25 protein-coding genes are annotated in these 24,346 nt (G+C 73.2%); 14 read left to right on the top strand and 11 right to left on the bottom strand.

Annotation, left to right across the window (positions count from 1 at the left end):
* Positions 1–348: 348 nt before the first annotated feature.
* Positions 349–1,353: a TetR/AcrR family transcriptional regulator gene (locus E1212_RS08655; protein ID WP_131981327.1), complete on the bottom strand. Its 1,005-nt coding sequence runs from the start codon at positions 1,351–1,353 to the stop codon at positions 349–351.
* Positions 1,354–1,433: 80 nt separating this feature from the next.
* Between E1212_RS08655 and clpX the strand changes: the two genes are divergently transcribed.
* Complete coding sequence (clpX, locus tag E1212_RS08650) at positions 1,434–2,696, top strand: ATP-dependent Clp protease ATP-binding subunit ClpX (protein ID WP_131981325.1); 1,263 nt, start codon at positions 1,434–1,436, stop codon at positions 2,694–2,696.
* Here clpX and E1212_RS08645 read toward each other — a convergent pair.
* From E1212_RS08645 to E1212_RS08625, 5 genes are all read right to left on the bottom strand, one after another.
* Positions 2,602–3,564 (bottom strand): 5-oxoprolinase subunit C family protein, encoded by a 963-nt coding sequence (locus tag E1212_RS08645; protein WP_131981323.1) that lies wholly within the window; start codon positions 3,562–3,564, stop codon positions 2,602–2,604. The genes clpX and E1212_RS08645 overlap by 95 nt on opposite strands.
* On the bottom strand, positions 3,561–4,265 hold the full coding sequence (locus tag E1212_RS08640; protein ID WP_420814361.1) for a LamB/YcsF family protein: 705 nt from the start codon (positions 4,263–4,265) through the stop codon (positions 3,561–3,563). Before E1212_RS08640 ends, E1212_RS08645 begins: the two co-directional genes overlap by 4 nt.
* A gap of 50 nt (positions 4,266–4,315) precedes the next feature.
* On the bottom strand, positions 4,316–4,945 hold the full coding sequence (locus E1212_RS08635; RefSeq protein WP_131981319.1) for a 5-oxoprolinase subunit B family protein: 630 nt from the start codon (positions 4,943–4,945) through the stop codon (positions 4,316–4,318).
* A 93-nt stretch (positions 4,946–5,038) separates the two neighbouring features.
* Positions 5,039–5,899 (bottom strand): helix-turn-helix domain-containing GNAT family N-acetyltransferase, encoded by an 861-nt coding sequence (locus E1212_RS08630; protein ID WP_131981317.1) that lies wholly within the window; start codon positions 5,897–5,899, stop codon positions 5,039–5,041.
* A gap of 156 nt (positions 5,900–6,055) precedes the next feature.
* On the bottom strand, positions 6,056–7,207 hold the full coding sequence (locus E1212_RS08625) for a DUF4232 domain-containing protein (protein ID WP_203416636.1): 1,152 nt from the start codon (positions 7,205–7,207) through the stop codon (positions 6,056–6,058).
* A gap of 45 nt (positions 7,208–7,252) precedes the next feature.
* On the opposite strand from E1212_RS08625, the gene E1212_RS08620 reads away from it, so the two are divergent.
* A complete protein-coding gene (locus E1212_RS08620; protein ID WP_203416634.1) occupies positions 7,253–8,887 on the top strand; it encodes an alkaline phosphatase D family protein in 1,635 nt (544 codons plus the stop codon).
* A gap of 78 nt (positions 8,888–8,965) precedes the next feature.
* On the opposite strand, the gene E1212_RS08615 is transcribed toward E1212_RS08620, so the two are convergent.
* Positions 8,966–9,856, bottom strand: a complete 891-nt coding sequence (locus tag E1212_RS08615) for a diacylglycerol/lipid kinase family protein (RefSeq protein WP_203416632.1) — start codon at positions 9,854–9,856, stop codon at positions 8,966–8,968.
* A gap of 92 nt (positions 9,857–9,948) precedes the next feature.
* On the opposite strand from E1212_RS08615, the gene E1212_RS08610 reads away from it, so the two are divergent.
* From E1212_RS08610 to E1212_RS08580, 7 genes are all read left to right on the top strand, one after another.
* Positions 9,949–10,290 (top strand): ArsR/SmtB family transcription factor, encoded by a 342-nt coding sequence (locus E1212_RS08610; protein ID WP_131981309.1) that lies wholly within the window; start codon positions 9,949–9,951, stop codon positions 10,288–10,290.
* Positions 10,277–10,774 (top strand): SRPBCC domain-containing protein, encoded by a 498-nt coding sequence (locus E1212_RS08605; RefSeq protein ID WP_131981307.1) that lies wholly within the window; start codon positions 10,277–10,279, stop codon positions 10,772–10,774. Before E1212_RS08610 ends, E1212_RS08605 begins: the two co-directional genes overlap by 14 nt.
* The gene (locus tag E1212_RS08600; RefSeq protein WP_131981305.1) at positions 10,774–11,235 is read left to right on the top strand and encodes an SRPBCC family protein; all 462 of its coding nucleotides are present in this window, start codon (positions 10,774–10,776) and stop codon (positions 11,233–11,235) included. The genes E1212_RS08605 and E1212_RS08600 overlap by 1 nt, the downstream gene beginning before the upstream one ends.
* A 30-nt stretch (positions 11,236–11,265) precedes the next feature.
* A complete protein-coding gene (locus E1212_RS08595) occupies positions 11,266–12,195 on the top strand; it encodes a hypothetical protein (protein ID WP_131981303.1) in 930 nt (309 codons plus the stop codon).
* Entirely contained in the window at positions 12,192–13,136 is a 945-nt protein-coding gene (locus tag E1212_RS08590) for a hypothetical protein (protein ID WP_131981301.1), read from the top strand. Before E1212_RS08595 ends, E1212_RS08590 begins: the two co-directional genes overlap by 4 nt.
* A complete protein-coding gene (locus tag E1212_RS08585; protein ID WP_131981299.1) occupies positions 13,133–14,098 on the top strand; it encodes a hypothetical protein in 966 nt (321 codons plus the stop codon). Before E1212_RS08590 ends, E1212_RS08585 begins: the two co-directional genes overlap by 4 nt.
* A gap of 100 nt (positions 14,099–14,198) precedes the next feature.
* Entirely contained in the window at positions 14,199–14,843 is a 645-nt protein-coding gene (locus E1212_RS08580; RefSeq protein ID WP_162605392.1) for an erythromycin esterase family protein, read from the top strand.
* Here the strand turns inward: E1212_RS08580 and E1212_RS08575 are convergent.
* The 3 genes from E1212_RS08575 to E1212_RS08570 are packed head-to-tail and all read right to left on the bottom strand — an operon-like array spanning position 14,840 to position 16,763.
* Complete coding sequence (locus tag E1212_RS08575; protein WP_131981295.1) at positions 14,840–15,634, bottom strand: SDR family NAD(P)-dependent oxidoreductase; 795 nt, start codon at positions 15,632–15,634, stop codon at positions 14,840–14,842. The genes E1212_RS08580 and E1212_RS08575 overlap by 4 nt on opposite strands.
* A 12-nt stretch (positions 15,635–15,646) precedes the next feature.
* Positions 15,647–15,820, bottom strand: a complete 174-nt coding sequence (locus E1212_RS29350) for a hypothetical protein (RefSeq protein ID WP_162605391.1) — start codon at positions 15,818–15,820, stop codon at positions 15,647–15,649.
* 13 nt (positions 15,821–15,833) lie between these two features.
* On the bottom strand, positions 15,834–16,763 hold the full coding sequence (locus tag E1212_RS08570; RefSeq protein ID WP_203416630.1) for a DMT family transporter: 930 nt from the start codon (positions 16,761–16,763) through the stop codon (positions 15,834–15,836).
* Positions 16,764–16,846: 83 nt separating this feature from the next.
* Between E1212_RS08570 and E1212_RS08565 the strand changes: the two genes are divergently transcribed.
* Complete coding sequence (locus E1212_RS08565) at positions 16,847–17,803, top strand: LysR family transcriptional regulator (protein WP_131981291.1); 957 nt, start codon at positions 16,847–16,849, stop codon at positions 17,801–17,803.
* Positions 17,804–17,807: 4 nt separating this feature from the next.
* On the opposite strand, the gene E1212_RS08560 is transcribed toward E1212_RS08565, so the two are convergent.
* Positions 17,808–18,947, bottom strand: coding sequence for an epoxide hydrolase family protein (locus tag E1212_RS08560; protein WP_131981289.1), 1,140 nt, complete (start codon positions 18,945–18,947; stop codon positions 17,808–17,810).
* Positions 18,948–19,011: 64 nt separating this feature from the next.
* Between E1212_RS08560 and E1212_RS08555 the strand changes: the two genes are divergently transcribed.
* The 4 genes from E1212_RS08555 (at position 19,012) to E1212_RS08540 (ending at position 24,313) form a co-directional block, all read left to right on the top strand.
* Positions 19,012–19,986, top strand: a complete 975-nt coding sequence (locus E1212_RS08555; RefSeq protein WP_131981287.1) for a helix-turn-helix transcriptional regulator — start codon at positions 19,012–19,014, stop codon at positions 19,984–19,986.
* A 219-nt stretch (positions 19,987–20,205) separates the two neighbouring features.
* Positions 20,206–21,663 (top strand): RNB domain-containing ribonuclease, encoded by a 1,458-nt coding sequence (locus E1212_RS08550; RefSeq protein ID WP_203416628.1) that lies wholly within the window; start codon positions 20,206–20,208, stop codon positions 21,661–21,663.
* Between the two features lie 62 nt (positions 21,664–21,725).
* On the top strand, positions 21,726–22,697 hold the full coding sequence (locus tag E1212_RS08545; RefSeq protein ID WP_131981285.1) for a TIGR03885 family FMN-dependent LLM class oxidoreductase: 972 nt from the start codon (positions 21,726–21,728) through the stop codon (positions 22,695–22,697).
* The gene (locus E1212_RS08540; RefSeq protein WP_131981283.1) at positions 22,694–24,313 is read left to right on the top strand and encodes an alpha-amylase family protein; all 1,620 of its coding nucleotides are present in this window, start codon (positions 22,694–22,696) and stop codon (positions 24,311–24,313) included. The genes E1212_RS08545 and E1212_RS08540 overlap by 4 nt, the downstream gene beginning before the upstream one ends.
* Positions 24,314–24,346: the final 33 nt, after the last annotated feature.

Here is a 24,346-nt window from a genome sequence, read left to right as displayed (position 1 = left end):
ACGCCGCACCACCGAAGGCCTCACACCCCGCGACATCCGCCGCTGCCTCAAGCGCTACATCGCCCGCGAACTCCACCCCATCCTCACCGCAGACCTCGCCGCCTTGACCACATAGGAGCGTCGTTCACCATGCAATCCCGTGTGGCACTAGGCCTGTAGGCCTGGTGATGGTCAGGTCATCCTCGTGACGGCCGTCGCGGGCGACGGGTCAGCGGTTGCCGGCATACGTCACGAGGGGTTCTCGTGCATCACGAGGGCTGCATGCCTGGTGGAGCAGGGATTCGGGTGGTGAACGTGGTCATTCGAGGCCCCGCCCGACGCCAAACGCGAGAGCTCCGGCTGAACCGGTCACCTCGGCGCGCCGACAGCCGGCGCGTGGGAGGCGGCGTGACCGGCGCCGCGACCGGTCGCGCGGGCGACGATCCGGCCGCCGGCAATGCGCACGGCCGCCTCGGTGTCGTCGCCGGCGGTGGTGAGGCCGGCGGCCGCGACGAGGGCGTCGGCATCGTGGCCGAGGAGCAGGCGCAGCGGCGGCCGGGCCGGCTCGGGGATCGCGCGGGCCAGGGTGCCGTGCAGCCGGGCCAGGACGAGCCGGGCGAGCGGCTGCAGCTCCTCAGGGTCGCCGGTGACGATCGCGATCGTGACCTCGCTTCCGGTGGCGGCGCGGGCCGACTCCTCGGCCGCCTCGAGCCGGCGCAGCCCGAGCACGTGGACGACGCCGTGGCCGCCTGCGGGCGGGAGCTCGGCCGGCCAGGGATCGTCGGCCGGCAGGGCGGGGGAGACGTACTCGACGTACAGGGGCGGCCAGCCGTGGTCGGGCGGCAGGTCGGCGAGCAGCTCGCACGCCGCGACCACGTCGAACGGGTCCGGGAATCCGGGCGCCGCCGCACCGAGGTGGTGCGCGCCGGCCAGCAGCGTGAGCGCCGTCGCCGCGGCCCGCACGCCGCGGCCCGGCCGGCCCAGCCGCTCCAGCGCGAGGCCCAGCACCAATGACTCCAGCGCGAGCAACTGCGCGTACGCCGTCCGCGCCGGCTCGTCGTCGAGAACGTCGGCCGCGAGGCCGCTCCCGGTCCAGGTCCGGGCGATCGCGCCCAGCGCCTCCCGGGGCGACCTCACCTCCGCGACCCGGGCGCCTGAGGACGCCGCCTCCGCGCCGGCCGCCAGCACCGAGAGGTAGAGCGCCCGCTTGCCGGCGAAGTTCGAGTACACGGCGCCGCGCGTGAGGCCGGCGCGGTCGGCGATGGCGTCGATCGTGGCGTCGCGGTAGCCGTGGGCGGCGAACTCCGCCCGGGCCGCGGCCAACACGCCGGTCCGGGTCCGCTCCCGGGTCTGGGCCCGCGTGAGCCGTACCATCAGCGCCTCCGATTGCCCCCGTTCGAGAACCAAGATACCGTCACCATCCAGATGGTCAGAACATCTGAAATGTGGGCTGAATGTTGATGACGTGCGCCTTCTGCGGAAAGACCCAGAAGCAGGTGACGAGGCTGATCGCCGGCCCCGGCCGCATCTGCATCTGCGACGAGTGCGTCGGGCTCTGCAACGAGCTAATGGCCGAGGACATCGAGGACGCCGCCGCCGGCATGGTCGATCCGCCCAAGCCGCGGGAGATCCATGAGTTCCTCGACCGCTACGTCATCGGCCAGGACAGCGCGAAGAAGTCGCTCGCGGTCGCCGTCTACAACCACTACAAGCGGGTCCGCGCGCAGGCCTCCGACATCACGGTGGCGAAGTCGAACATCCTGCTCGTCGGCCCGACGGGGTGTGGCAAGACGTACCTGGCGCAGACGCTGGCGAAGATGCTGAACGTGCCGTTCGCCATCGCCGACGCCACCGCGCTGACCGAGGCCGGTTACGTCGGTGAGGATGTCGAGAACGTCCTGCTGAAGCTGATCCAGGCGGCGGACTACGACGTGAAGAAGGCCGAGACCGGCATCATCTACATCGACGAGGTCGACAAGATCGCCCGCAAGAGCGAGAATCCGTCGATCACCCGCGACGTGTCCGGCGAGGGGGTGCAGCAGGCGCTGCTGAAGATCCTCGAGGGCACGACGGCGTCGGTGCCGCCCCAGGGCGGGCGGAAACACCCGGGCCAGGAGTTCATCCAGATCGACACCACCAACGTGCTGTTCATCGTGGGTGGCGCGTTCGCCGGACTCGACGACGTCATTCGTTCCCGTACCGGCCGCCGCGGCCTCGGCTTCGCCGCCGATGTGCCCGGCCCGGGTCCAGCCGCGGCCGCTGCCGGCCCGGCCCCCGCCGCCGACCCGCTCGCCGAGGTCATGCCGGAGGATCTGCTGAAGTTCGGGCTGATCCCGGAGTTCATCGGCCGGCTTCCGGTCATCACGACGGTGTCGCCGCTGGACCGGGCGGCGTTGATCCGGATCCTGTCCGAGCCGCGCAACGCGCTGGTGAAGCAGTACCAGCGGCTGTTCGAGCTCGACCACGTCGAGCTGGAGTTCACCGACGACGCCACCGAGGCGGTCGCCGACCTGGCGCTGCTGCGCGGCACCGGCGCGCGCGGGCTGCGGGCGATCCTCGAAGAGGTGCTGTTGCACGTCATGTACGAGGTCCCGTCGCGCGAGGACGTCGCCCGGGTGGTCATCACCCGCGACGTGGTCGACGCCAACGTGCTGCCGACGCTGCTGCCACGGGGCCGCCCGGCGGGCCGGCGGCAGCGGGGTGAGAAGTCGGCCTGAATCGCAGCTCGTCCCCGGGCCGCAGCTGCGCGGCCAGCGGCAGGTCCGCCGTCAGCACCACGCCGACGACGGGGTAGCCGCCGGTGACCGGGTGGTCGGCCAGGAACAGCACGGGCCGGCCGCTCGGGGGCACCTGCAGCGCCCCGGTGACCATCCCCTCGGGCGCCAGCTCGGCCGCTCCCGGTGCGGCCGCCGCCAGCGGGGCACCGGCGAGTCGCAGCCCGACCCGGTCGCTCTCGGCCGTCACCTCGTACGGCGTCGCGAACAGGGTGTCCAGCGCGTCCGGCGCGAACCATTCCGAACGCGGTCCGGGTAGCACCCGCAGCGTGGCCACGCCGCCCGCGGGCTCGGCGACCGGGGCGACGTCGACGACCGGCTCGCCGTCGTGGCCGGACCCGATCGGCAGCAGGTCGCCGGCGCGCAGCGGGGGCGGGCCGATGCGGGCCAGCGAGTCCCACGACCGCGAGCCCAGCACCGGCGGCACGCCGATGCCGCCGCGCACCGCCAGGTACGACCGCAGCCCGCTCGCTGGGCGGCCGACCCGGAGCGACTCGCCGGCCCGGACGGAGAACGGCGCGTTGAACGCGGCGCCGCGGCCGCGGCCCTCGCCGCCGGCGCCGCCGCCCACCCGCGCGTCCGCAGGCGCCCCCGTCAGCGCCACCGTCGCCGTGCGCCGGAACCGCACCGCCAGCCCGCCCAGCAGGAACTCGACGGCGGCCGCGCCCTCGTGGTTGCCGACCAGCCGGTTGGCCAGCCGGAAGCTGTCGCCGTCGGCCGCCCCCGAACACCCGACGCCCATGGCGCCCAGGCCCGGCCGGCCCAGGTCCTCGACGAGCGCCAGCGGTCCGGGGTCGAGCACCTCGATCATGCGAACGCGGCGATCGTGATGCCGTGTTCGGTCAGCACCTCGCGGACCCGGCGCAGCAGGCCGACGGCGCCCGGGGTGTCGCCGTGGACGCACAGTGAGCGGGCCCGGACGGCGACCGGCTCGCCCTCGATGCTGGTCACCGTGCCGGTGGTGGCCAGTTCCAGGCAGCGGGCGGCGACGGCGCCGGGGTCGGTGATGACGGCGCCCGGCCGGCGGCGCGACACGAGGCGGCCGTCGGTGTGGTAGGCGCGGTCGCCGAACGCCTCGGGCACCGTCGACAGGCCGTGCACCGTCGCGATGCGCAGCACCTCCGAGCCCGGCAGCCCGAGGATCGTCAGCGTGGGGTCGTAGGAGCGGGCGGCGTCGACGACGGCGGCGGCCTGCTCGGCGTCGTGGACGATGGTGTTGTAGAGCGCGCCGTGCGGCTTGACGTAGCGGACCCGGGTCCCCGCGACGCGGGCGATGCCGTCGAGCGCCGCCAGCTGGTAGAGCACGTCGTCGGCCAGCTGCGTGGCCGGCACGGCGATCTCGCGGCGGCCGAAGCCGGCGAGGTCGCGGTAGCCGACGTGCGCGCCGACGGTGATGCCGCGGGCGGCCGCCGTCTCGCAGATGCCGCGCATGATGGTCGGGTCGCCGCCGTGGAACCCGCAGGCGACGTTCGCGCTGCTCACGACGCCCAGCAGGCCGGCGTCGTCGCCCATGGTCCAGGCACCGAAGCCCTCGCCGAGGTCGCAGTTGAGGTCGACCGTCGTCACGCGCGGCCCGCCGTGAACCGCACCCGGGTGCCCGGCAGCAGGGCCGCGGGCGGGGTCCGGTCGAGGTCCCACAGGACGGCGCCGGTGCGGCCGAGCAGGTGCCAGCCGCCCGGCCCGGGGCGCGGATAGACGCCGGAGTAGCGGTCGGCGATGGCGACCGACCCGGCCGGCACCCGAACCCGCGGCTCCTCGCGGCGGGGGAGCACCAGCTCCGGGTCGAGCCCGGTGAGGTAGGCGAAGCCGGGAGCGAACCCGGTGAACGCGACGGTGTACGTGGGCGCCGCATGCCGCCGGACCACCTCGGCGACGGACAGTCCGGTCGCCTCGGCGACGGCGACGAGGTCGGGGCCGTCGTAGCGGACCGGGATCTCGACCAGCGGCTGCTCGTCCGCGGCCGGGCGCTCGGCGGGCAGCTGTGCGAGGTCGCCGGCCAGCCGCTGCGCCGTCGTCACCCCGGGGTCGAAGACGATGAGCAGCGTCTCGGCCGCCGGGACGACGTCGACCAGTCCGGCCGGCGCGTGGTCGCGCACCGCGGCGTGCAGGGCCAGGACGTCCTCGAGGTCGCCGAGCTCGACCAGGACAGCGCGGTCTCCGCACGGGAGCACGTGCAGCTCGCTGGTACGCATGGCCTCGCCCTCCACACGGTTCGACGCCCGTCACGTGCCCGTGAACCGCGCACCTCCGAGCGTCTCACCGCCATTGAATTGAGGGCAAACCGATCATGTCAAGGCGTTGCCCGCCGATGCGGACGCGCGGCGCTCCAGGAGGATGCAGTCGTGCCAGACGCCGTCGCGCTGGGCGAGCTTCTCGCGCACGCCGACGGTGCGGTAGCCGGCCTGGTGGTGCAGCGACAGCCCGGCCCGGTTCACGCTGAACACCGACGTCTGCAGGGTCCAGAGGCCGGCCCGGTCGGCCGCCGTGACCTGCGTGAACAGCAGCGCCTTGCCGACACCTCGGCCACGGTGGGCGCGGTCGACGTACACCGACGTCTCGCCGACGCCGCGGAAGCAGTCGCGCGACGACGCCTGGGCGACCGCCGTCCAGCCGACGACGACGCCGTCGACCTCGGCGACCCAGCGGTGCCCGGGCAGCCAGCGCGCGGACAGCCGGGTGCTCGGCGGGACGGTGGTGTCGAACGTCGCGATGCCGGTGTCGAGGCCCTCCTGGTAGATGCGGCGCACGGCCGGCCAGTCGTCGAGGCGCAGCTCGCGGACGGTGACGCCGCCCGGGACGTCCTCGGGGTGCCGGGGGCGGGTGGCCAGCGCGCCCATGACGACGTCGGCCATGTGCGGCAGCCCGATGATGCAGGCCTCGTTGACGGTGACGCGGCTGAACGGGCCCTGCCGGTCGACCTGCACGAAGCCGACGTCGGAGAGCTTGCGGACATGGTGGGAGCAGGTCGACTGGCTGATGCCGAGGCGCTCGGTCAGCTCGCCCACGGTTCGGCCGCCCGGCGCCGTCGCGACGGCATGCAGCAGGCGGACACGGGTCGGATCGGCCAGACAGGCGAAGGAGTCGGCGAAGCGGACCACGTCGTCGTGGGGAAGGAGGTCGGTCGGGGGGAGGTCGACGGCGGTCATGTCAGCCGAGCCTATTGAGCCCGATCGATGCCCGCGTGAGGTTTGCGTATCGCCGAGGTTTCCTCGGTCCGAACAGGGCTGGAACTGCCGGCCGCCGGCCGCCCCCCGCTGCGATGTCATGGGTCGGCAATACCCAGCGATCCCGAGATCACCGCGTCAGAACCCGGTGCCGTCGGGCTGCCACGCGGTGACGGCGACCTCGCCGCCGTCGACGATGTCGAGGGAGGTCTGCGGGCCGGCGCCGTCGATGACGAGCGAGGTGAGCGGCAGCTCCGTGGCAGGCGCGCCGTCGCCCGCGGCGAGGAGGACCTCGTAGGTCAGGTTCGGGTCGTTCGCCGTCGGCATCGCGTTCCAGTCGAGCATGGCCACGGCGCGGGCGCCGGGCGGGACGACCAGCCGCGGCGGGTCCGGCGGGGTCGTCGACGGGGTGACGGCGACGGCGAGCGGCTCCTCGGCGAGCGTGCGGAAGGTCAGCTCGGGCCGGCCCCGCAGCGCGCACGGTGCGGCGCCGGTGTTCGTCGCGCCGAGGAACAGGTACCGCGAGCCCAGCGCGGCGTCGGTGCCGGTGAGCTCCAGCCGCAGGGAGGCCGGGTCGCAGTCCGGCGCCGCCGGGTCCGCGGGCCGCTGCGCGGGTCGGTCCGTGCTCGGCACGTACGGCGGGCGCGGCGGCACGTCGGCGACGCGGACCTCGGCGGAGTCGTCGCCGAGGACCCGGATGACGTCGACGCCGGTGCCCTGGACGGCCGCGACGTCGGCGACCTTCGCGAGGTCCGCGGCGTCGGCCACCCGCACGTCCGCCGTCTCGCCGTCGAACACCGCCCGCACGACCCCCGGTGTGGCGGCGAGCAGGAACGCGTCGCGGACCTGGGAGCCGTCGTCGGTCCGCGGGTAGGCGCGGACGGCGATCTCCGACGCCGTCGGCGTGACCGGGTGCAGCCAGATCTCCAGAGCCGGCGTCGTGGGCTCCGGCCGGCCCTCGAGCAGCTCGTCGATCGCCTCGGCGGCCCAGCCCGCGCCGTACTCGGCGCCGTGCACGATGTCCAGACGCAGCGTCCAGCCCTCGCGATCGGCCGGTGTGCCGGGCGGCTCGGGATGCTCGTTGCCGTCCGGGTCGCGATAGTGGAAGGTGACGTCGTCGACGCCCGGGAGCGCGCGGGCGTCGGCGACGATCGGGTCCGTACCGTCCATGACACTCGATGCGGGCGCGTCGCTGCCGGTCAGGGCCGTCGACGATCCGCAGGCGGCCAGGACGAGTGTGAGCAGCAGGACGATGGGGGTACGACCAGACGCGGACGAAACGGACAGCATGGGGGCTCACCCTACGTTGCCACTCACGATCCTCCGGGAGGTCAGGTGCCGGACACGCTCCTCCTGGGACCGCTGCTGCGACACGTCGACCGGACGTCGGCCCTGATCTGGGTCGAGACGGCCGGCCCAGCGACCGTCCGGGTCCTCGATGCGTCCACTGACACGTTCCCCGTCCACGGGCACCACTACGCGCTGGTCGCCGTCGACGACCTCGAGCCCGCCACGTCGACGCCGTACACCGTCGAGATCGACGGCGAGCAGGTGTGGCCGGAGCCGGGGGGCCCGTTCCCTCCGCCGGTCATCCGCACCCGCGGCGACGGCCGGGTGCGGCTGACGTTCGGGTCGTGCCGCATGAGCGTGCCGCACGACGACCGGCACGATCGCATCTACGGCACCGACGCGCTGCGCGCCCTGGCGCTGCGACTCGCCGCAGCCGACGAGTCCGAGCGGCCCGACGGGCTGATGCTGCTGGGCGACCAGGTGTACGCCGACGAGACCTCCGAGGCGATGCGCGAGTTCATCGCGGCGCGCCGCGACCCGGCCGAGGCGCCCGGGTGGGAGGTCTCGGACTTCGAGGAGTACGCGCATCTCTACCGGCTGGCCTGGAGCGACCCGGCCGTGCGCTGGCTGCTCTCCACCGTTCCGGCCGCCATGATCTTCGACGACCACGACATCCGCGACGACTGGAACACCTCGCAGACCTGGCGCGAGCAGATGGCGCGGGAACAGTGGTGGCGCCGGCGGATCACCGGCGGCATCGCGGCGTACTGGATCTACCAGCACGTCGGCAACCTGTCGCCGTCGGAGCGGGCGGCCGACCCGGTGCTGAAGGCCGTGCTGGCCGCGGGGTCCGGCGGCGGCGATGCCGGCGAGGTGCTCGACGAGTACGCCTGGCAGGCCGACCAGGACCCGGCGTCCTACCGCTGGAGCTTCGCCCGCGACATCGGCCCGGCCCGCCTGGTGATGATCGACTCGCGCTGCGGCCGCGTGCTCGACCCGTCGCGGCGGACGATCGTCGACGACGACGAGTGGGACTGGATCGTCGAGCAGGTCCGCGACACCGAGCACGTGGAGCACCTGTTCCTCGGCACGTCGCTGCCGTACCTGCTGCCGCGCGGCGTGCACGACCTCGAGGCCTGGAACGAGGCGACGGCGGCGGGTGCGTGGGGACGGCGGTTCGCGTCGAGGGCGGAGAAGCTGCGCCAGGCCGTCGACCTCGAGCACTGGGCCGCGTTCGGCCGGTCGTTCTCGGCGATGGCCGAGCTGGTGACGTCCGTGGCGACCGGTCCCGACGGGCGGCGGCCGCAGACCATCAGCTTCCTCTCGGGCGACGTGCACCACTCGTATGCGGCGCGGATGCGGTATCCGGGCCAGACGCCGCGGACCAGCCGCGTGCACCAGCTGGTCTGCTCGCCCGTGCGCAACCCGCTGAGCAGGACGATGCGCTACGTCCAGGGCGCCGCCGCCTTCGGGGTCGCCCGGGTGGTGGGCTCGGGCCTGGCCCGGCTGGCCCGCATCCCCAAGCCGTCGATCGACTGGCGGATCGCCGCCGGCCCGCGGTTCGACAACGCGCTGGCGACCTTGGAGCTGACCGACGGCACCGCCCGGGTCCGCTGGGAGACCGGCCGCGTCGACGGCGACACCGCGACCATGTCCGAGGTGCTGTCGGCCGACCTGTGAGCTCCTGCGCGGTGGTTGAGGGATTGGTGTCGCCAGGACGGCAGTGATCCGTCAACCATGGTCTCGCTCGCGGCGAGCTCAGTCCCCGACGGGGATGCGCAGGGCGTGCGGCAGCACCGTCCAGGTCCGGGCCCCGGTCAGTTCGGACAGCTCGCCGTCGGCGTTGAGGGGGACCGGCCCGCCGGACACCGTCACCGCATGGCCGCGGGCCGACACGACGTCGTGGCGTTCGGGGTGCCGTCCGCGGGCCAGGGCGACGGCGAAGGCGAGCCGGGCCCGCCAGCCGGTCGAGAACGAGACCACGACGTCGACGTGGCCGTCGTCGGGACGGGCGGACGGGGCGACGGGGGCGCCACCGCCGATGGTGACGCCGTTGCCCAGCGCGACCATGAGCGCGCGCCGGTCGCCGCCGGCCAGCACGGTCCCGTCGACCGCGACCCGCAGCTTCCACCCGGCGGCGGAGGCGCCGGCGACCGCGCTGCCCACCGGGTAGGCGAGCTTGCCCAGGCGCGGCTTCAGCGGGACGGCGCGCCGGCCGGCCTCGGCGCCCACGCCCAGGTGGACGGCGTTGACCACGATGCCGCCGACGTCGTCGACCAGGATGTCCAGGTCGCGGGGCCGACCGCTCAACGCGATCTCGGCGGCCTGCGCCGGGTCGAGGGGCAGGCCGAGCGTGCGGGCGAGGTCGTTGCCGGTGCCCAGCGGCACCAGCCCGACCTCGAACGGCCCCCCGTCGAGCAGGCCGAGGCGGTGCGCCGTCGCCACCAGCAGATGAACGGAGCCGTCGCCACCCATGACGACGGGCCGGTGGTCCGAGTGCTGCTTGAGCACGTCGGGCAGGGCGTCGGGGTCGAGGTCGGCCACCTCGACGTCGCCACCGCCGTCGCGCAGCACGCCGATCGCGGTGTCGACCGCCTCCTCGCGCGCGCTTCCGGCATGGGTGTTGGCGATGACCAGCAGCCTCGTCACCCCTCGATTCTGCCCGGTTGACATGAGAACTCGGTGAGAGATAATCAACCCATCGGTTTATCAACCAGTCGGTTGTATATCGGAGGTGCCGCGTGGACGACGCCCTGAGCCTGGTCTTCGGCGCGCTCGCCGACCCGACCCGGCGCGCCATCCTCGCCCGGCTGGCCGAGGGTGAGGCGCCGGTCACCGAGCTCGGCCGGCCGTTCGACATGAGCGCCCAGGCGATCTCCAAGCACCTCAAGGTGCTGGAGCGGGCCGGGCTGATCAGCCGGAGCCGGCAGGGCCAGTGGCGCCCGTGCCGGCTCGAGGTCGCGCCACTCGACCACGCGAGCGGCTGGATCGAGCAGTACCGCGCGGTCTGGGAGGACTCCCTGGGCCGCCTCGAGCAGGAGATCGTCCGGATCCAGGGGAGGCAGGACCATGCGCACGACTGAGGTGCTCTTCGAGCCGGGACGGCAGGACATCGTCGTCACCAGAGACTTCGGCGCGCCGCCGGACGTGGTGTTCGCGGCCATGACCGATCCGGCGCTGATCCCGCGCTGGTGGGGCTCGCGCCGCTTCGAGACCACCGTTGAGCGGATGGACGTCCGCCGGGGCGGCCTCTGGCGCTTCGTCGCCCGCCACCGCGAGCCGGCTGCCGGGCAGCCGCCGACGCCGTACGCCTTCTGGGGCGTCTACCACGACGTCGTGCCGGGGTCGCTCATCGTCTCGACGCTGCAGTTCGAGATGGGCGGCCCCGGGCGGCTGCAGCTGGTCACCGACACGTTCGAGCCCGCCGGCGACGGCGGCACTCGCTACACCAACGTCTCGCTCTTCCAGTCGATCGAGGACCGCGACGGCTGGATCCCGACCGGCATGGAGAGCGGCATCCGCGAGTCGCACGACCTCCTCGACGCGCTGATCGGGGTGACGCGCTGATGGACCTCACCGTGACCCGCACCTACGGCGCGCCGCCGGAGCGGGTGTGGGCGGCGCTGACGGAGTCCGAGCTGGTCAAGCGGTGGTGGGGGCCCGACGGCTTCAGCTGCCCGCTCGCGCGCATGGACGTCCGCCCCGGCGGCGCGTCGCTTATCACCATGCGCTCGCCCGAGGGCTTCGAGCTGCACAACACCTGGACCTACACCGTGGTCGACGCGCCGCGCCGGCTCGAGTACGTCCTGGGCTTCTGCGACGCCGACGGCCGGTCCGTGCCGCCGTCCTCGCTCGGCCTGCCCGCGGACATCCCCGAGACCGGGGTCCCGCACGAGGTGACGCTGACGCCGTCGGGGCCCGGAACCGAGCTGACGGTGACCGAGCGCGGCTACGCGACGGCGGACACCGTGCGGCTGTCGCGGCTCGGGCTGGAGCAGACGCTGGACAAGCTCGCCGCCGTCTTGTGATCGGTGTTGTTACTCAGCGACAATCCATCGATGAGGCAGGCTGACGAGCCACCGTTCGACCTGGGCGTCGTGGGCGACGGCGACGGCGACGCGGGTGAGTCGCCGTCGTCGTCGCCGGCTGCGAGCGGCGGCCGGTGGCGCTGGGTCGCGCTGGCCGCCGCCGTCGCCGTCGGCGCCCTGCTGGGGGTGGTGGTGTCCGGCGCCCGGCACGACGCCGCCGAGCTCAACGACGTCGGCGTGGTCGTCGGCGGGCTGACGGGGTGGACGGGCATGGCCAGCCAAGGGGAACCCGCGTCGGCCGGCATGCAGCTGCTCAACGTGGGGGAGCGCGAGATCGAGATCCTCGGGTTCGGTGCTGACGGGTTGAGCATCGAGCCCGGCTCGCCCGACCCGGAGCCCGTCCCCGCGCCGCCGGGCGAGTGGGTCGTCGTCGAGCAGCAGGGCCTGGTGCCGGACTGCGCGGCCGACCCTCCGGAGTACCTGAACGTGCGGTTTCTCGATGCGGCCGGTGAGGAGCGTGTCGTCCGGGCCGGGGATCTGCCGGAGTACGGACTGATCGCCACGCTCTGGTCGAGCTGCCGGTACGGTGAGCAGCTCTTCATCGACGAGCCCGAGGTCGTCACGACTGACGCGACCAGCATCGTCATGGACGTCACCATCATGAACGACGGCCGTGAGCCGGCCACGGTGCACGAGCTGGGCGCCGACAGCCCCGGACTCCGAGCGCAGCCGGCCGGCCTCCCCGTCACCGTGTCTCCGGGCGATCGCGTCACGCTCGCGGTGACATGGACCGTCAGTGCCTGCGCCGACGCGCGGCAGTTCTTCGACGTCTATCTGACCTCGACCCTCACCGAGGGAGCAGATCCACGGGACAACCCGATGAACATGTATCCGGTGATGGGTCCCGCCCGCGCCGAGCTGGTGCGCCTCGTCGACCGCGCGTGCGAGAGTGAGGGATGACCTCGCGCGACGACCCCGGTGAGCCGTTCGACCTGGGTGTGATCGGGCCGGCGCCCGATCCGGACCCGGGTCCGGACGGCGGCGACGGCCCGGCGACGCCGCGCGGGCGGTCCGGGTGGCGGCGGTGGGGCGTGCTGGCCGCGGCGGTCGTCGTCGGCGCCGCCGGGGGGTTGGCCGTCGCCGAGGCGCGCGACGACGCGGCCGGGTACGCCCGCATCGAGCTGTTCGGCGGCCCGGAGCAGATGATCATCTTCCCCGGGCGGCCGAAGGGCGAGCTGACCGTCGCCGTGCTCAACGCCGGGGAGCGCCCCGTCGAGATCCTCGGCGTCGAGATCGACGGCGTCACGCTCGCCGACGGCGCCGAGCCGCCCGAGCCCGTCGCCGTCGGGGCCGGCAGCTGGGTGACCTACGTCCAGCGCGACCTCGTGGTCGACTGCTCCGGCGAGCTGCCGCAGGCCATGCGCATGCGCGTCCGCACGGAGTCCGGCGAGGAGCGGCTGGTCGACGTCGAGCCGCCCGACGACCACGAAAGCCTGCGCGGCTTCTGGTACACCGAGTGTCAGCTCGGCCCGTCCGGGTTGCGGGTCGGGAAGACCAGCCTCATCGAGACCGGCGCCGACGGCGTCGTGCTCGGCATCGAGCTGGTCAACGACGGCCTCGACGACCTCCGGCTCGGCGCCATCGCGTCGCGGGCGCCGGGCTTCACGCTCACGGTCGACGCCGCCGACCGGTCCGTCCCGGCCGGCCAGAGCCTCACCGTCGTCACCACGTGGACCGTGCGCGACTGCGACACCGCACTCCGTGCGACCGGCGGGTCGCTCGCGGTCCGCACTCTCACCGGCGACAGCGAGGCCGAGCAGGTCGTGGTGCTGCCGGACCACGCGTTCACCTCGCTGGCCCGCTTGTCCGGGCAGGCCTGTCCAGCGACAATCCAAGAGTGACCATGGGGGACGGGTCCGACGACGCACCGTTCGATCTCGGCGTCGTCGGACCGGCGGGGGGCCGCGGCGTCATCGGCGTCGACGGCCACGACGGCGACCAGCACGCGGGCGACGGCGCGCGCGGGTCGTCGCACGCCTGGCGGCGCTGGGCGCTGCTGGCGGCGGGCCTGGCCGCCGGCGGGCTGCTCGGCGCGGTCATCGTCGACGCCCGGCACGACGCGGCCGAGCTGGCCGACGTCGCCATCATCAGCGGTCCCGCGAACTGGATGCTCGACGAAGGGGGCTCGGCCGCGGCCTCGGTCGACCTGCAGCTGGTGAACATCGGATCGCGGCCGGTCGAGATCCTCGGCATCGCGGCCGACGGGTTCGAGATCACTCCAGACGCCGAACCGTTCGAGCAGGTCGAGGCGCCGGTCGGCGAGTGGGTCGTCGTCCAGCAGACGGGACTGGTCGCCGACTGTTCCGCGAACGACGCGCCCGATGCGGTCCAAGTGCGCATCCGCGACGCCGAGGGCGACGAGCGCACCGTCGACGCGGACCAGAACAGCGACTACGGCAGCATCGGCATGCTGTGGACCGATCAGTGCGAGTTCAACGCCGGCTACGTCCAGTTCGTCGGCCCGGTCATCGCCACGACGGTCGGCGAGTCCAGCCTCACGGTCACGCTGCCGCTGCTGAACTACTCCGGCCGGTCGGTCCAGATCACGCGCCTGGTGCCCATGGCGCCCGGCTTGGCGGCGACGCAGCCCGAGCTGCCGATCCGGCTGGTGGGGCACGCCACGGCGCAGATCGAGCTGACCTGGACGGTCGAGGACTGTGCGGCGGCGACGTCCATGGCCGGCGACGACGGGATGATCGAGTTCACTGTGACGTCCGGCTCCCGGGAGGTGCCGGAGTTCTCTCCCCTGGACACGTCGACCATGGTCGAACTGGTCCGGCTCGCCGGACGGGTCTGCGGCTGAGCCCGCGCGCGTCGTCGACGGCGTACGTCAGGGGTCGTACGCGGCGAATCAGCGGCTGAGCGGACGAGCGCGACCCCGCGCCGCGCCCACGATGAGCGCCATGAGCATCGACCGCGCCGCGCCGAACCGCCCGGTCCGCCAGCTCGTCGAGGAGTTGGACTTCCGCACGATCGTGTGCGCGGAGAGCTGGGGGAGCGGCGTCGTCCTCGACCGCTATGTGCGTGGTGACGGGACCAGCGCGCGTTCCGCCGTCGGCCAGGCACGGGCCGGGCTGCGCAGCCAGGCGATGCTCGACCTCGTCCGGTGGATGCGCGAGTTCAACCGCGGCCGGCCCGGCTGGGACCAGGTGCGCTTCCTGGGCGCCGACGTGCTCGAGCCGCGGGCGCTGCAGTACGCCGAGCTGGAGCGCTTCGCCGCCGACGTCGCGCCGGCGCGGCTGCCGCGCACGCGTGAGCTGCTGGCGACGCTGGCGATGCGCGGCGGCCCGCGGGATCGGCGGGCGCTCGTCGCCGCCGCTCGGGAGCTGGACGCGCTGGTGCGCGACGTCGCCTCGACCCGTGCCGCCCGCAGGGGCCGGTCCACCGTCGACCCCGGCGACGCGGTCCTGCACGCGTTCGCGCTGCTCGGGTTCTACGAGTCCAGGTCCGCGGCCGGCGGCGACGAGCTGCGCGAGCGATACGCCGCCGACATCGTCACCCACTGGCAGGACCGGACCGGGCACCGGATCGTCCATGCCACCGTCTAGGGGAGGATCGAGTCGACGTAGCCGCCGTCGACCCTGACGGCGGCGCCCGTGGTCGCCGAGGCCTGCGCCGAACTGAGGTAGACGACCAGGTTGGCGATCTCCTCGGGCTCGATCAGGCGCTGCAGCAGCGACTGCGGGCGGTGCAGCCGCATGAACTCGCGCTGCGCCTCGTCCCACGGCAGGCTCTCGTCGACCAGTTGGTGGACGAACTCCTCGACGCCGCCGGTGTGGGTCGGGCCGGCGATGACGCTGTTGACGGTGACGCCGCTGCCGGCGGCCTCCTTGGCGAAGCCGCGTGACACCGCCAGCAGCGCCGTCTTCGTCATGCCGTAGTGGATCATCTCGGCCGGGATGACGACGGCGGAGTCGCTGGCGATGTACTGCACGCGGCCCCAGCCGCGGCTGCGCATGCCCGGCAGGTACGCGCGGGTCAGCCGCACCGCCGCCAGCACGTTGACCTCGAAGTAGCGCCGCCACTGCTCGTCGGTGATCTCCAGCGCCGGCGTCGCGCCGAAGATCCCGAGGTTGTTCACCAGGACGTCGACGTCGGGCAGGACGTCGAGGACCGCGGCGGCGCCGTCGCCGGTGGCGACATCGGCCGGGACGGCGACGACGTCCGCGCCGGCGACCTCCGACCGGAGCCGCTCGACGGCCTCGCCGACGGTGTCCGCGCTGCGGCCGTTGACCCCCACCCGCGCCCCCGACCGCGCCAGCCCGGCCGCGATGGCCCGTCCGATGCCCTGCGTCGATCCGGTGACGAGGGCGGTCCGCCCGCTCAGATCCAGCTGCATCCCTCGATCCTCTCAACCGTGGACGGCGCCGGGCACGCGGGTGGAGAGTGTGGCCGTGTGCCGTCGGACACGCGGCTGGAGGTCACGACGCACGAACTCCGGGCGATCACCGACTGGGGCCGCGGCCGCCGCCGGGTCGGCGATCTCCTCGACGCCCTCGGAGCGCACGAACAGGTCCGAGCTCATGGGGAGTCGTGGGTCACCTTCGGCGGCGGCGGGAGATGGCGACGCCGACGAGGCTGATGGCGCCGCCGATGAGGCCGAACACCGTCGGGACCTCGCTGAGCAGGGCCCACGACATCAGCACGGACACCGTCGGGACGACGTAGGTGCTGGCGCTGAGCCGGCCGGCGTCCATGCGCTGCAGCGCGTAGGCCCACGTGCTGAAACCGATCGCCGTCGGGAAGAGGCCGAGGTAGACCGCCGCGAGCACGGCCCCGAGCGACGCCTCGGCCAGCTCGGACACCAGCTGCGGCGTCCAGGGCAGCAGCACCGCGGTGCCGACGACACAGGCCAGCCAGGTGGTCGTCAGCCCGTCGGTGTAGCGGAGCACGACCTTCTGGATGAGCACGCCGGCCGTGTAGAGCACCGCTGCCAGCAGGCACAACGCCACGCCCAGCCAGTCGCGGTCGCCGGTGGAGCCGAGCGAGATGACCGCGACACCGCCCAGAGCCACCAGCGAGCCGGCGATCAGCGCCCGCGGGAACCCCTCGCCGAGGACGAGGCCGGCGCCGAACGCGATGAGCAGCGGCGCCACGTTGACCAGCAGCGCCGCGGTCCCCGCGTCCACGTGCTGCTCGCCGGCGTTCAGCGCGACGGTGTAGCCGGCCAGCCAGAGCACGCCGCAGGCCGCGATCAGTCCGAACGTGCGCCGCGAGAGTCGCACCGGGATCACCCGCCGGCCGCGGGTCGCGACCACCAGCACGGTCAGCGCCAGGGCGGCCACGGCGAGGCGGATCAGCGCGAGCGGCGCGGCGGAGATGGTGTGGCCGACGTCGCGGATGGCGACGAACGCCGAGGCCCAGAGGACGACGGTGATGGCGGCGGCGACGGCGGCCTTGCGGCTCTCGGTGAGCCGGGGAGGCGCGGCCGGCGACGGCGCGGAGGAGGCCGGGAGGGTCTGCGTCACCCCGTCATGATGCGGCCGATCGATTCGACAGCACAAGCACATATTACTGTAGGTTCGTTAAGGACAGCTGTACGATCAGAATCATGCTGGACCTGCCCCGCCTCCGCCTGCTGCGCGCCGTCGTCGCCACCGGCTCCATCCGGGCCGGCGCCGAGGCGCTCGGCTACACACCGTCCGCCGTCAGCCAGCAGCTGGCCGCGCTGCAGCGCGAGACCGGGCTGCGCCTGTTCGACCGGGCCGGCCGCGGCATCGAGCCGACCGCCGCCGGGCGCACGCTGGCGGCCGAGTCCGAGCCCCTGTTCGAGGCGGTCAGCCGCATCGAGGGCCTGGTCGGCGACCTGCGGGCCGGCCGGGTCGGCAGCCTGTCCATCGGCTACTTCGCCTCCGCGGGCGCGGCCTGGCTGCCGCCCGTCGTCGCGGCGCTGCATGCGCAGTTCCCGGAGCTGCGGCTGGACCTGCGCATGACGGAGGTGAAGCCGGCCGAACGCCGACCGCGAGCTCCTGATCCGCGGCAAGTCCCACCAGGGAATGCGGAGATGCCGGACAGCTACGAGCCCGACGTCGACATCTTCGTCCAGCGGCCCGGGTGGACGCCGCCGGCGGGCGCCGAGGTGCACCACCTCGTCGACGACCCCTATCGCGCCGTCGTGCGCATCGACGACCCGCTGGCCGGGCGGGGTGAGGTGGCGCTCGTGGAGCTGGCCGGGCGGCGCTGGATCGACAACGACCGCGGCGACGGCGCCTGCCGCCGAGTGCTGCTGCAGGCCTGTGCCGAGGCCGGCTTCGCGCCGGAGTTCGCCGTCGAGACGCACGATTACCACACGGCCATCCCGTTCGTCGCGACGGGCATCGGCCTCACCGTGGTCCCCGAGCTGGGCATCCGCGAGCTCCCGCCGGGCGTCACGACGGTGCGCATCGTCGCGCCCGAGCCGGTGCGGCGCATCTTCGTCGCCGTCCGCAAGTCCGCCGCCCAGCACCCGGCAGCGCTTCGCGCCGTCGACCTCCTCAAGGGTGCGGTCGGCGGCGCGGAGCGCGGCTGAGCGTTCAGCCCTTCAGGCCGGCGAAGAAGTCCCGCAGGTCCTCCACCAGCACGTCCGGCCGCTCCAGCATGGCGTAGTGCCCGCCCTCGGGGAACTCGTTGTAGTGGACGATGTTGTCGTTGTCGCGGTCGGCGAACGCCCTGATGGTGCGGAAGTCGTCGGCGAAGACCGCGACGCCGGTCGGTGCGTGGTTCACGGCCGGCTCGGCGCCGGAGCGGGCCTCCTCGAAGTGGTACCGGCCTGCCGATGCCGAGGTGTTGGTGAACCAGTACAGCGACACCTGGGTGAGGATCTGGTCCCGTGTGACCAGGCTGGTGCCGTTGCCGAACGAGTTGAACAGCTCGTTCCAGGCCAGCTGGCCGACGGGGGAGTCGGAGATGCCCACGGCCACCGTCTGGGGACGCGAGCCGTTGATCGCGTTGTAGCCGCCGACGGACTGGAACCACTCGAGGTGTTGCAGGCCGGCGTAGTCGGCGGGCGACAGGTTCTCGAACTCGGCCGGGTCGCCGGACGGGAACGAGAACAGCTGCAGGACGTGCAGGCCGAGGAATCCGGGCGGGTTCAGCAGGCCGAGCTCACGCGACACCATGGCGCCGCCGTCGCTGCCGTGCGAGCCGTAGGACTCGTACCCGAGGCTGCGCATCAGCGTGTCGTAGGTGCGGGCGACCCGCGCCATCGTCCAGCCCCGGTCCTGGACCGGGGTGCTGAAGCCGAAGCCGGGCATCGAGGGCACGACGACGGAGAACGCGTCCTCGGCCCTGCCGCCGTGTGCGACCGGGTCGGTGAGCGGGCCGATCATATCGAGGAACTCGGCGAACGAGCCGGGGTAGGAGTGCAGCAGCAGCAGCGGCGTCGCACCCGGCACGGCCGACGGCACATGGATGAAATGGATGGTCTGGCCGTCGATCTCGGTGAGGTAGTGCGCAAACGCGTTCATCCGGGCCTCCTGCTCGCGCCAGTCGAAGCCGTCGCGCCAGTGGTCGGCCATCTCACGCAGGTAGTGGTTCGGGGTGCCGTAGTCCCAGTCGTCGCCGGGCGCCGGCTGCGGCAGCCGGGTGCGCGACAGGCGATCCTGCAGGTCCTCGACGTCGGCCTGGCTGATCTCGATGCGGAAGGGGCGGAGGGATGCGGTGGTGTTCGTCATGACAGCTACGCTAGAACCCTTATAGGCACGGTACGTTCCTATTCAGCCGGGCAGGACGCAGACCATGAGAGAGACCTCCGCTCGTATGCTCGCGCTACTGTCGCTGATGCAGTCGCGACCCGCCTGGACCGGTGCTGAGCTGGCAGAACGCCTCGGCGTCAGTCCGCGCACCATCCGCAACGACGTCGACCGCCTGCGCGACCTCGGCTATCCGGTCGACGCCGCGCGCGGCCCGGCCGGGCACTACCGGCTCGGCGCGGGCGCCCGGCTGCCGCCGCTGCTGCTCGACGACGAGGAAGCGGTCGCCGTCGCCATCGGGCTGCGGGCCGGCAGCGGCGTCGCCGGCATCGAGGACAGCAGCACGCGGGCGCTGGCCAAGCTCGAGCAGGTGCTGCCGCACCGCCTGCGCCGGCAGGTCGCCGCCATCCACGACGCCATGTCGCGCGGCCCCGAGAACACCAGCAGCAACGTCGAGGACCCGGTCGTCGACGCCGCGGTGCTGACGGCGCTGGCCGCAGCCATCCGCGACCACGAGTGGGTGCGCTTCGACTATCCGGGGACCGCCGACGGGCCACCGCTGGTGGTCGAGCCGTACCGGCTGGTCAGCTGGCAGCGGCACTGGTACCTGGTCGGCCGCGACCCGGTCACGGGCGACTGGCACCCGTACCGGGTCGACTGGATCGAGCTGCGCATGGCGACCGGCCGGCGGTTCCCGCCGGCGCCGCTGCCGGGCGAGGACTACACGGCGTTCGTGCTGCGCGAGGTCGCCTCGGCGGGCTGGTCGGTGCACGCCCGCATCAGGGTGTGCGCGCCGGCGGAGGAGGTGCTGGCCCGCATCAACCCGACGGTCGGCGTGGTCGAGTCGGTCGACGAGTCGACCTGCGTGCTGGTGACCGGCGCCGACAGCCTCGAGATCATCGCCGTCTACATCGGCATGCTCGGGCTGGACTTCCGGGTCACCGAGCCGCCGGGACTGGTGGAGCACCTGCGGGTCCTCGGCGAGCGGTACCGCCGCGCGATCCCGGCTGACTCCGGGTGATGAACGCGCCGACCTGGGTGCAGTCGAGCGCGCGGACGGACTCGCGGTCGGCGCGGTGGAGCGCCGCCGCGGCCAGGACGTAGACGCCGTCATCCGTGCGGATCGACTCGTCGACAGGCCAGCCGGCGCCCACACCTCCTGTGGGTGGATTCCGCGGGCGGTTCGTGACAGCGGCGTGAGAGGCTGTCGGAGCCAGCGACTCAGGGGAGGGGATCGGCAGTGCCCAGACGTGTGGTGCGGCTGCGCGAGGAGGTGCTGTCCGCCGACGGCGAGACGCTGCGGGCGGGCATCGCGGCCATCCAGGCCGAGCTCCAGGTCACTCCGGCCTTCCCGCCCGAGGTGGAGCACGCGGCACAAGAGGCCGCCAAGAACCCGCGCCTCCCGGAGCTCGACCGCACCGACCTGCCGTTCGTCACCATCGACCCGGCGACGGCGCAGGACCTCGACCAGGCGTTGCACATCGAACGCAGCGCGGCCGGCCACCAGGACGGCTACACCGTCTACTACGCCATCGCCGACGTCGCTGCGTTCGTCCAGCCGGGCGACCCTCTCGACGAGGAGGCGCACAAGCGCGGCGAGACGCTCTACGGCGCCGACTCGAAGGTCCCCCTCTACCCCAAGGCGCTCTCCGAGGATGCCGCCTCACTGCTGGCCGACCAGGTGCGCCCGGCACTGCTGTGGACCATCGAGCTCGACGGCGACGGCGGCACCGTGGCGGGCCGCGTGGAGCGGGCGCTGGTGCGCAGCCGGGCCAAGCTCTCCTACACCGACGTGCAGGAACAGCTCGACGCCGGCACCGCCGACCCGGTGTTCACGCTCCTCCAAGAGGTCGGCGAGCGACGACTCCGTATAGAGGCCGAGCGCGGCGGCGTCTCCCTCCCGCTCCCCGAGCAGGAGGTGCGCGCCGACGGCGCCCACTGGTCGCTGGCGTTCCGGCAGCAGCACCCGGTCGAGCAGTGGAACGCCCAGATCTCGCTGTTGACCGGGATGACGGCGGCGACACTCATGGTCAACGCCCGGACCGGGCTGCTCCGCACTCTCGCCCCGGCCGACCCGCGCGACGTGAAGCGGCTGCGCCGCACGGCCCGCGCCCTGCGCATCGACTGGCCCGAGAACCAGAGCTACCCCGACTTCGTCCGCTCCCTCGAACCCGCCACGCCGAGCCACGCCGCCATGCTGGTCGCCTGCACGCGGCTGCTGCGCGGCTCCGGCTACGTCGGGTTCGCCGGCGAGCTGCCCGAGCACACCGGCCACTCGGCCATCGCCGCCGACTACGCGCACGTCACCGCGCCGCTGCGCCGGCTGGTCGACCGGTACGCGCTCGAGATCAGCGTCGCGCTCAGCGCCGGCCACGAGGTCCCGGGCTGGGTCGTCGACCGGTTCGGCGAGCTGCCGACGACCATGCGGGGCTCGACACGGCGAGCGAACCAATACGAGCGGGCCGTGCTCGACCTCGTCGAGGCGGCGGTGCTGCGCGACTACGTCGGCGAGACCTTCGACGGCGTCGTCGTCGAGGTCGACGACCGCGACCAGCGCAAGGGCGACGTCACGATCCGCGAGCCCGCCGTCGAGGCGCCCATCCGTGACGACCGGGACCTCCCGCTCGGCACCGACGTCCGGGCCCGCCTCACCGCCGCCGACCCGCAGACCCGCACCATCCGGTTCGAACTGGCGTAGAACGCGGCCCTGCCGGGTAAGCGACGTGACACCGCCGCCACCCACCCGGAAGGGGACCGAGCATGCCCGTCGTCGGCTGGCACGCGTCGCACGAGCAGATCCCGCCGAGCCGCCTCCTGGCCGACGTCCGGCACGCGGAACAGGCCGGCTTCGGAGCGGTGTGGTCATCGGACCATTTCGCGCCGTGGAGCGCCCGGCAGGGCGAGTCCGGCTTCTCCTTCGCCTGGCTGGGCGCGGCCATGGCGACCACGGCGCTGCCGTTCGGCGTGGTCTGCGCTCCGGGCCAGCGCTACCACCCGGCCGTCGCGGCGCAGGCGGTCGCCACGCTCGAGGAGATGTTCCCCGGCCGGTTCGCCGTCGCGCTGGGCAGCGGTGAGAACGTCAACGAGCACGTCACCGGCGAGCGCTGGCCGGACAAGGCGACCCGCAACGCCCGGCTGCGCGAGTGCGTGGACGTCATTCGCGCGTTGCTCGACGGCGACGAGGTCACCCACCGCGGGCTGGTGACGGTCGACCGCGCCCGGCTCTGGACCCGCCCACCACAGCCGCCGCCGCTCTACGCCACCGCCGTCAGCCCGCAGACAGCAGGCTGGGCCGCGGAATGGGCCGACGGCCTGGTCACCGTCGGCCAGGCGCCCGACGCCCTCCGCCAGGTCGTCGACGCCTTCCGGAGCAACGGCGGCGACGGCAAGCCTCTCGCCGTCCAGATCCACGTCAGCTGGGCGCCGGACCAGGACGAGGCGCTCTCAATCGCCCACGACCAGTGGCGCACGAATGTCTACTCGCCACCGTTGTGCTGGGACCTGGCGACGGTCGAGGAGTTCGACGAGGCGGCGAAGTACGTCCGCCCCGAGGACCTGCGTGCCAACGTCCTCGTGAGCGCCGACCTCGCCCGCCACGCCCAGCACCTGCACGAGCTCGGCGAGCTCGGCTTCGGCACCGTCTACGTCCACCACGTCGGCAAGGACCAATCGAGGTTCATCGACGCCTTCGGCGAACACGTCCTCCCGGCGATGACGGCGGTGACGGCGTGAGCCGCCGGCGCCGCGCGGCCGGCGACCTGTGGTGGAAGAACGCCGTCATCTACTGCCTCGACGTGCAGACCTTCCTCGACTCAGACGGCGACGGCTGCGGCGACCTCGCCGGGCTGACCGAGCGGATCGACTACCTCGACGGCCTCGGCGTCACCTGCCTGTGGCTGATGCCGTTCTACCCGTCGCCGGAACGCGACGACGGCTACGACATCGTCGACTTCTACGGCGTCGACGAACGGCTCGGCACGTTGGGCGCGTTCGTCGAGATGGTCCGGACGGCGCAGGACCGCGGCATCCGGGTCATCGTCGACTTCGTCGTCAACCACACGTCGCACCACCACCCGTGGTTCCAGTCCGCGCGCAAGGGCCGCGACGCACCGTTCCACGACTTCTACGTGTGGAGCGACGAGAAGCCCGACGACGAACCGAAGGACGTCGTCTTCCCCGGCGAGGAGCGGTCGGCCTGGGCCTGGGACGATCAGGCGCGGCAGTGGTACCACCACCGGTTCTACACCGAGCAGCCCGACCTGAACACCGCCAACCCGGCGGTCCGCGACGAGATCGCGCAGATCGCCGGGTTCTGGCTGGCGCTCGGTCTGGCCGGCTTCCGCGTCGACGCCGTGCCGTTCCTCATGGAGGAGTCCGACCGGGCGACGGCCGGCTCGCAGGAGCCGCACGAGCTGATCCGCGACCTGCGCGCCTACCTCACCCGCCGCCGCGGCGACGCCGTTCTCCTCGGTGAGGTCAACCTGCCGCCTGAGAAGGCACTGGAGTACTACGGCGAGACCGGTGACGAGCTGACCATGGCGTTCGACTTCACCGTGAACCAGGCGCTGTACCTGTCGCTGGTGCGCGAGGACGCCGGGCCGCTGGCGAAGGTCCTGAAGGCGGCGCCGGAACTGCCCGACGACTGCCAGCGGGTGAACTTCGTCCGCAACCACGACGAGCTGTCCCTGGACCAGCTCACCGACGACGAGCGCGCCGAGGTGTTCGCAGCGCTCGGCCCGGAGCCGGACATGCAGCTGTACGGCCGGGGGCTGCGGCGACGCCTGCCGAGCATGCTCGACGGCGACGAGCAGCGGATCCGGATGGTGTACTCGCTGATGTTCTCGCTGCCCGGCACACCCGCGCTGTTCTACGGCGAGGAGATCGGGATGACCGAGAACCTCGACATCGAGGGACGGCTCAGCGTGCGCTCGCCCATGCAATGGTCGGCGGAGCGGCACGCCGGCTTCTCCCCGGCGCCTGCGGGCGCCCGGCTCTGCCGCCCGCTGCCGGCCGATCACGAGGCGACGGTGGAGGGCCAGCGGCGCGAACCGGACTCGTTGCTGAACTGGATGGAACGGCTGATCCGCCGCCGCAAGGAATGCCCCGAGCTCGGCTGGGGCCGGCTCGAGCTGATCGAGTCGCCCGGCCCCGTGCTGGCGCACCGGTGCGACTGGCAGGACCGCACCGTGGTCGCCGTCCACAACTTCTCTGGCACGAAGGCGTCCGTGCGGCTGCCAGGCGACGGCGGCTGGGAGCGGCTGACCGACCTCATCGACGCCGACGACCACGCGCCCGGCGACGAGCTCGAGCTGGAGCCGTACGGGTACCGCTGGTTCCGCGCGAGCTGACCTGCGCGGCGACGGGCGTCCACGCTATGTCGC

The organism is Jiangella ureilytica (assembly GCF_004348545.1).
Taxonomy (GTDB): Bacteria; Actinomycetota; Actinomycetes; order Jiangellales; family Jiangellaceae; genus Jiangella; species Jiangella ureilytica.
This window is presented reverse-complemented; position numbering and strand designations above follow the sequence as displayed.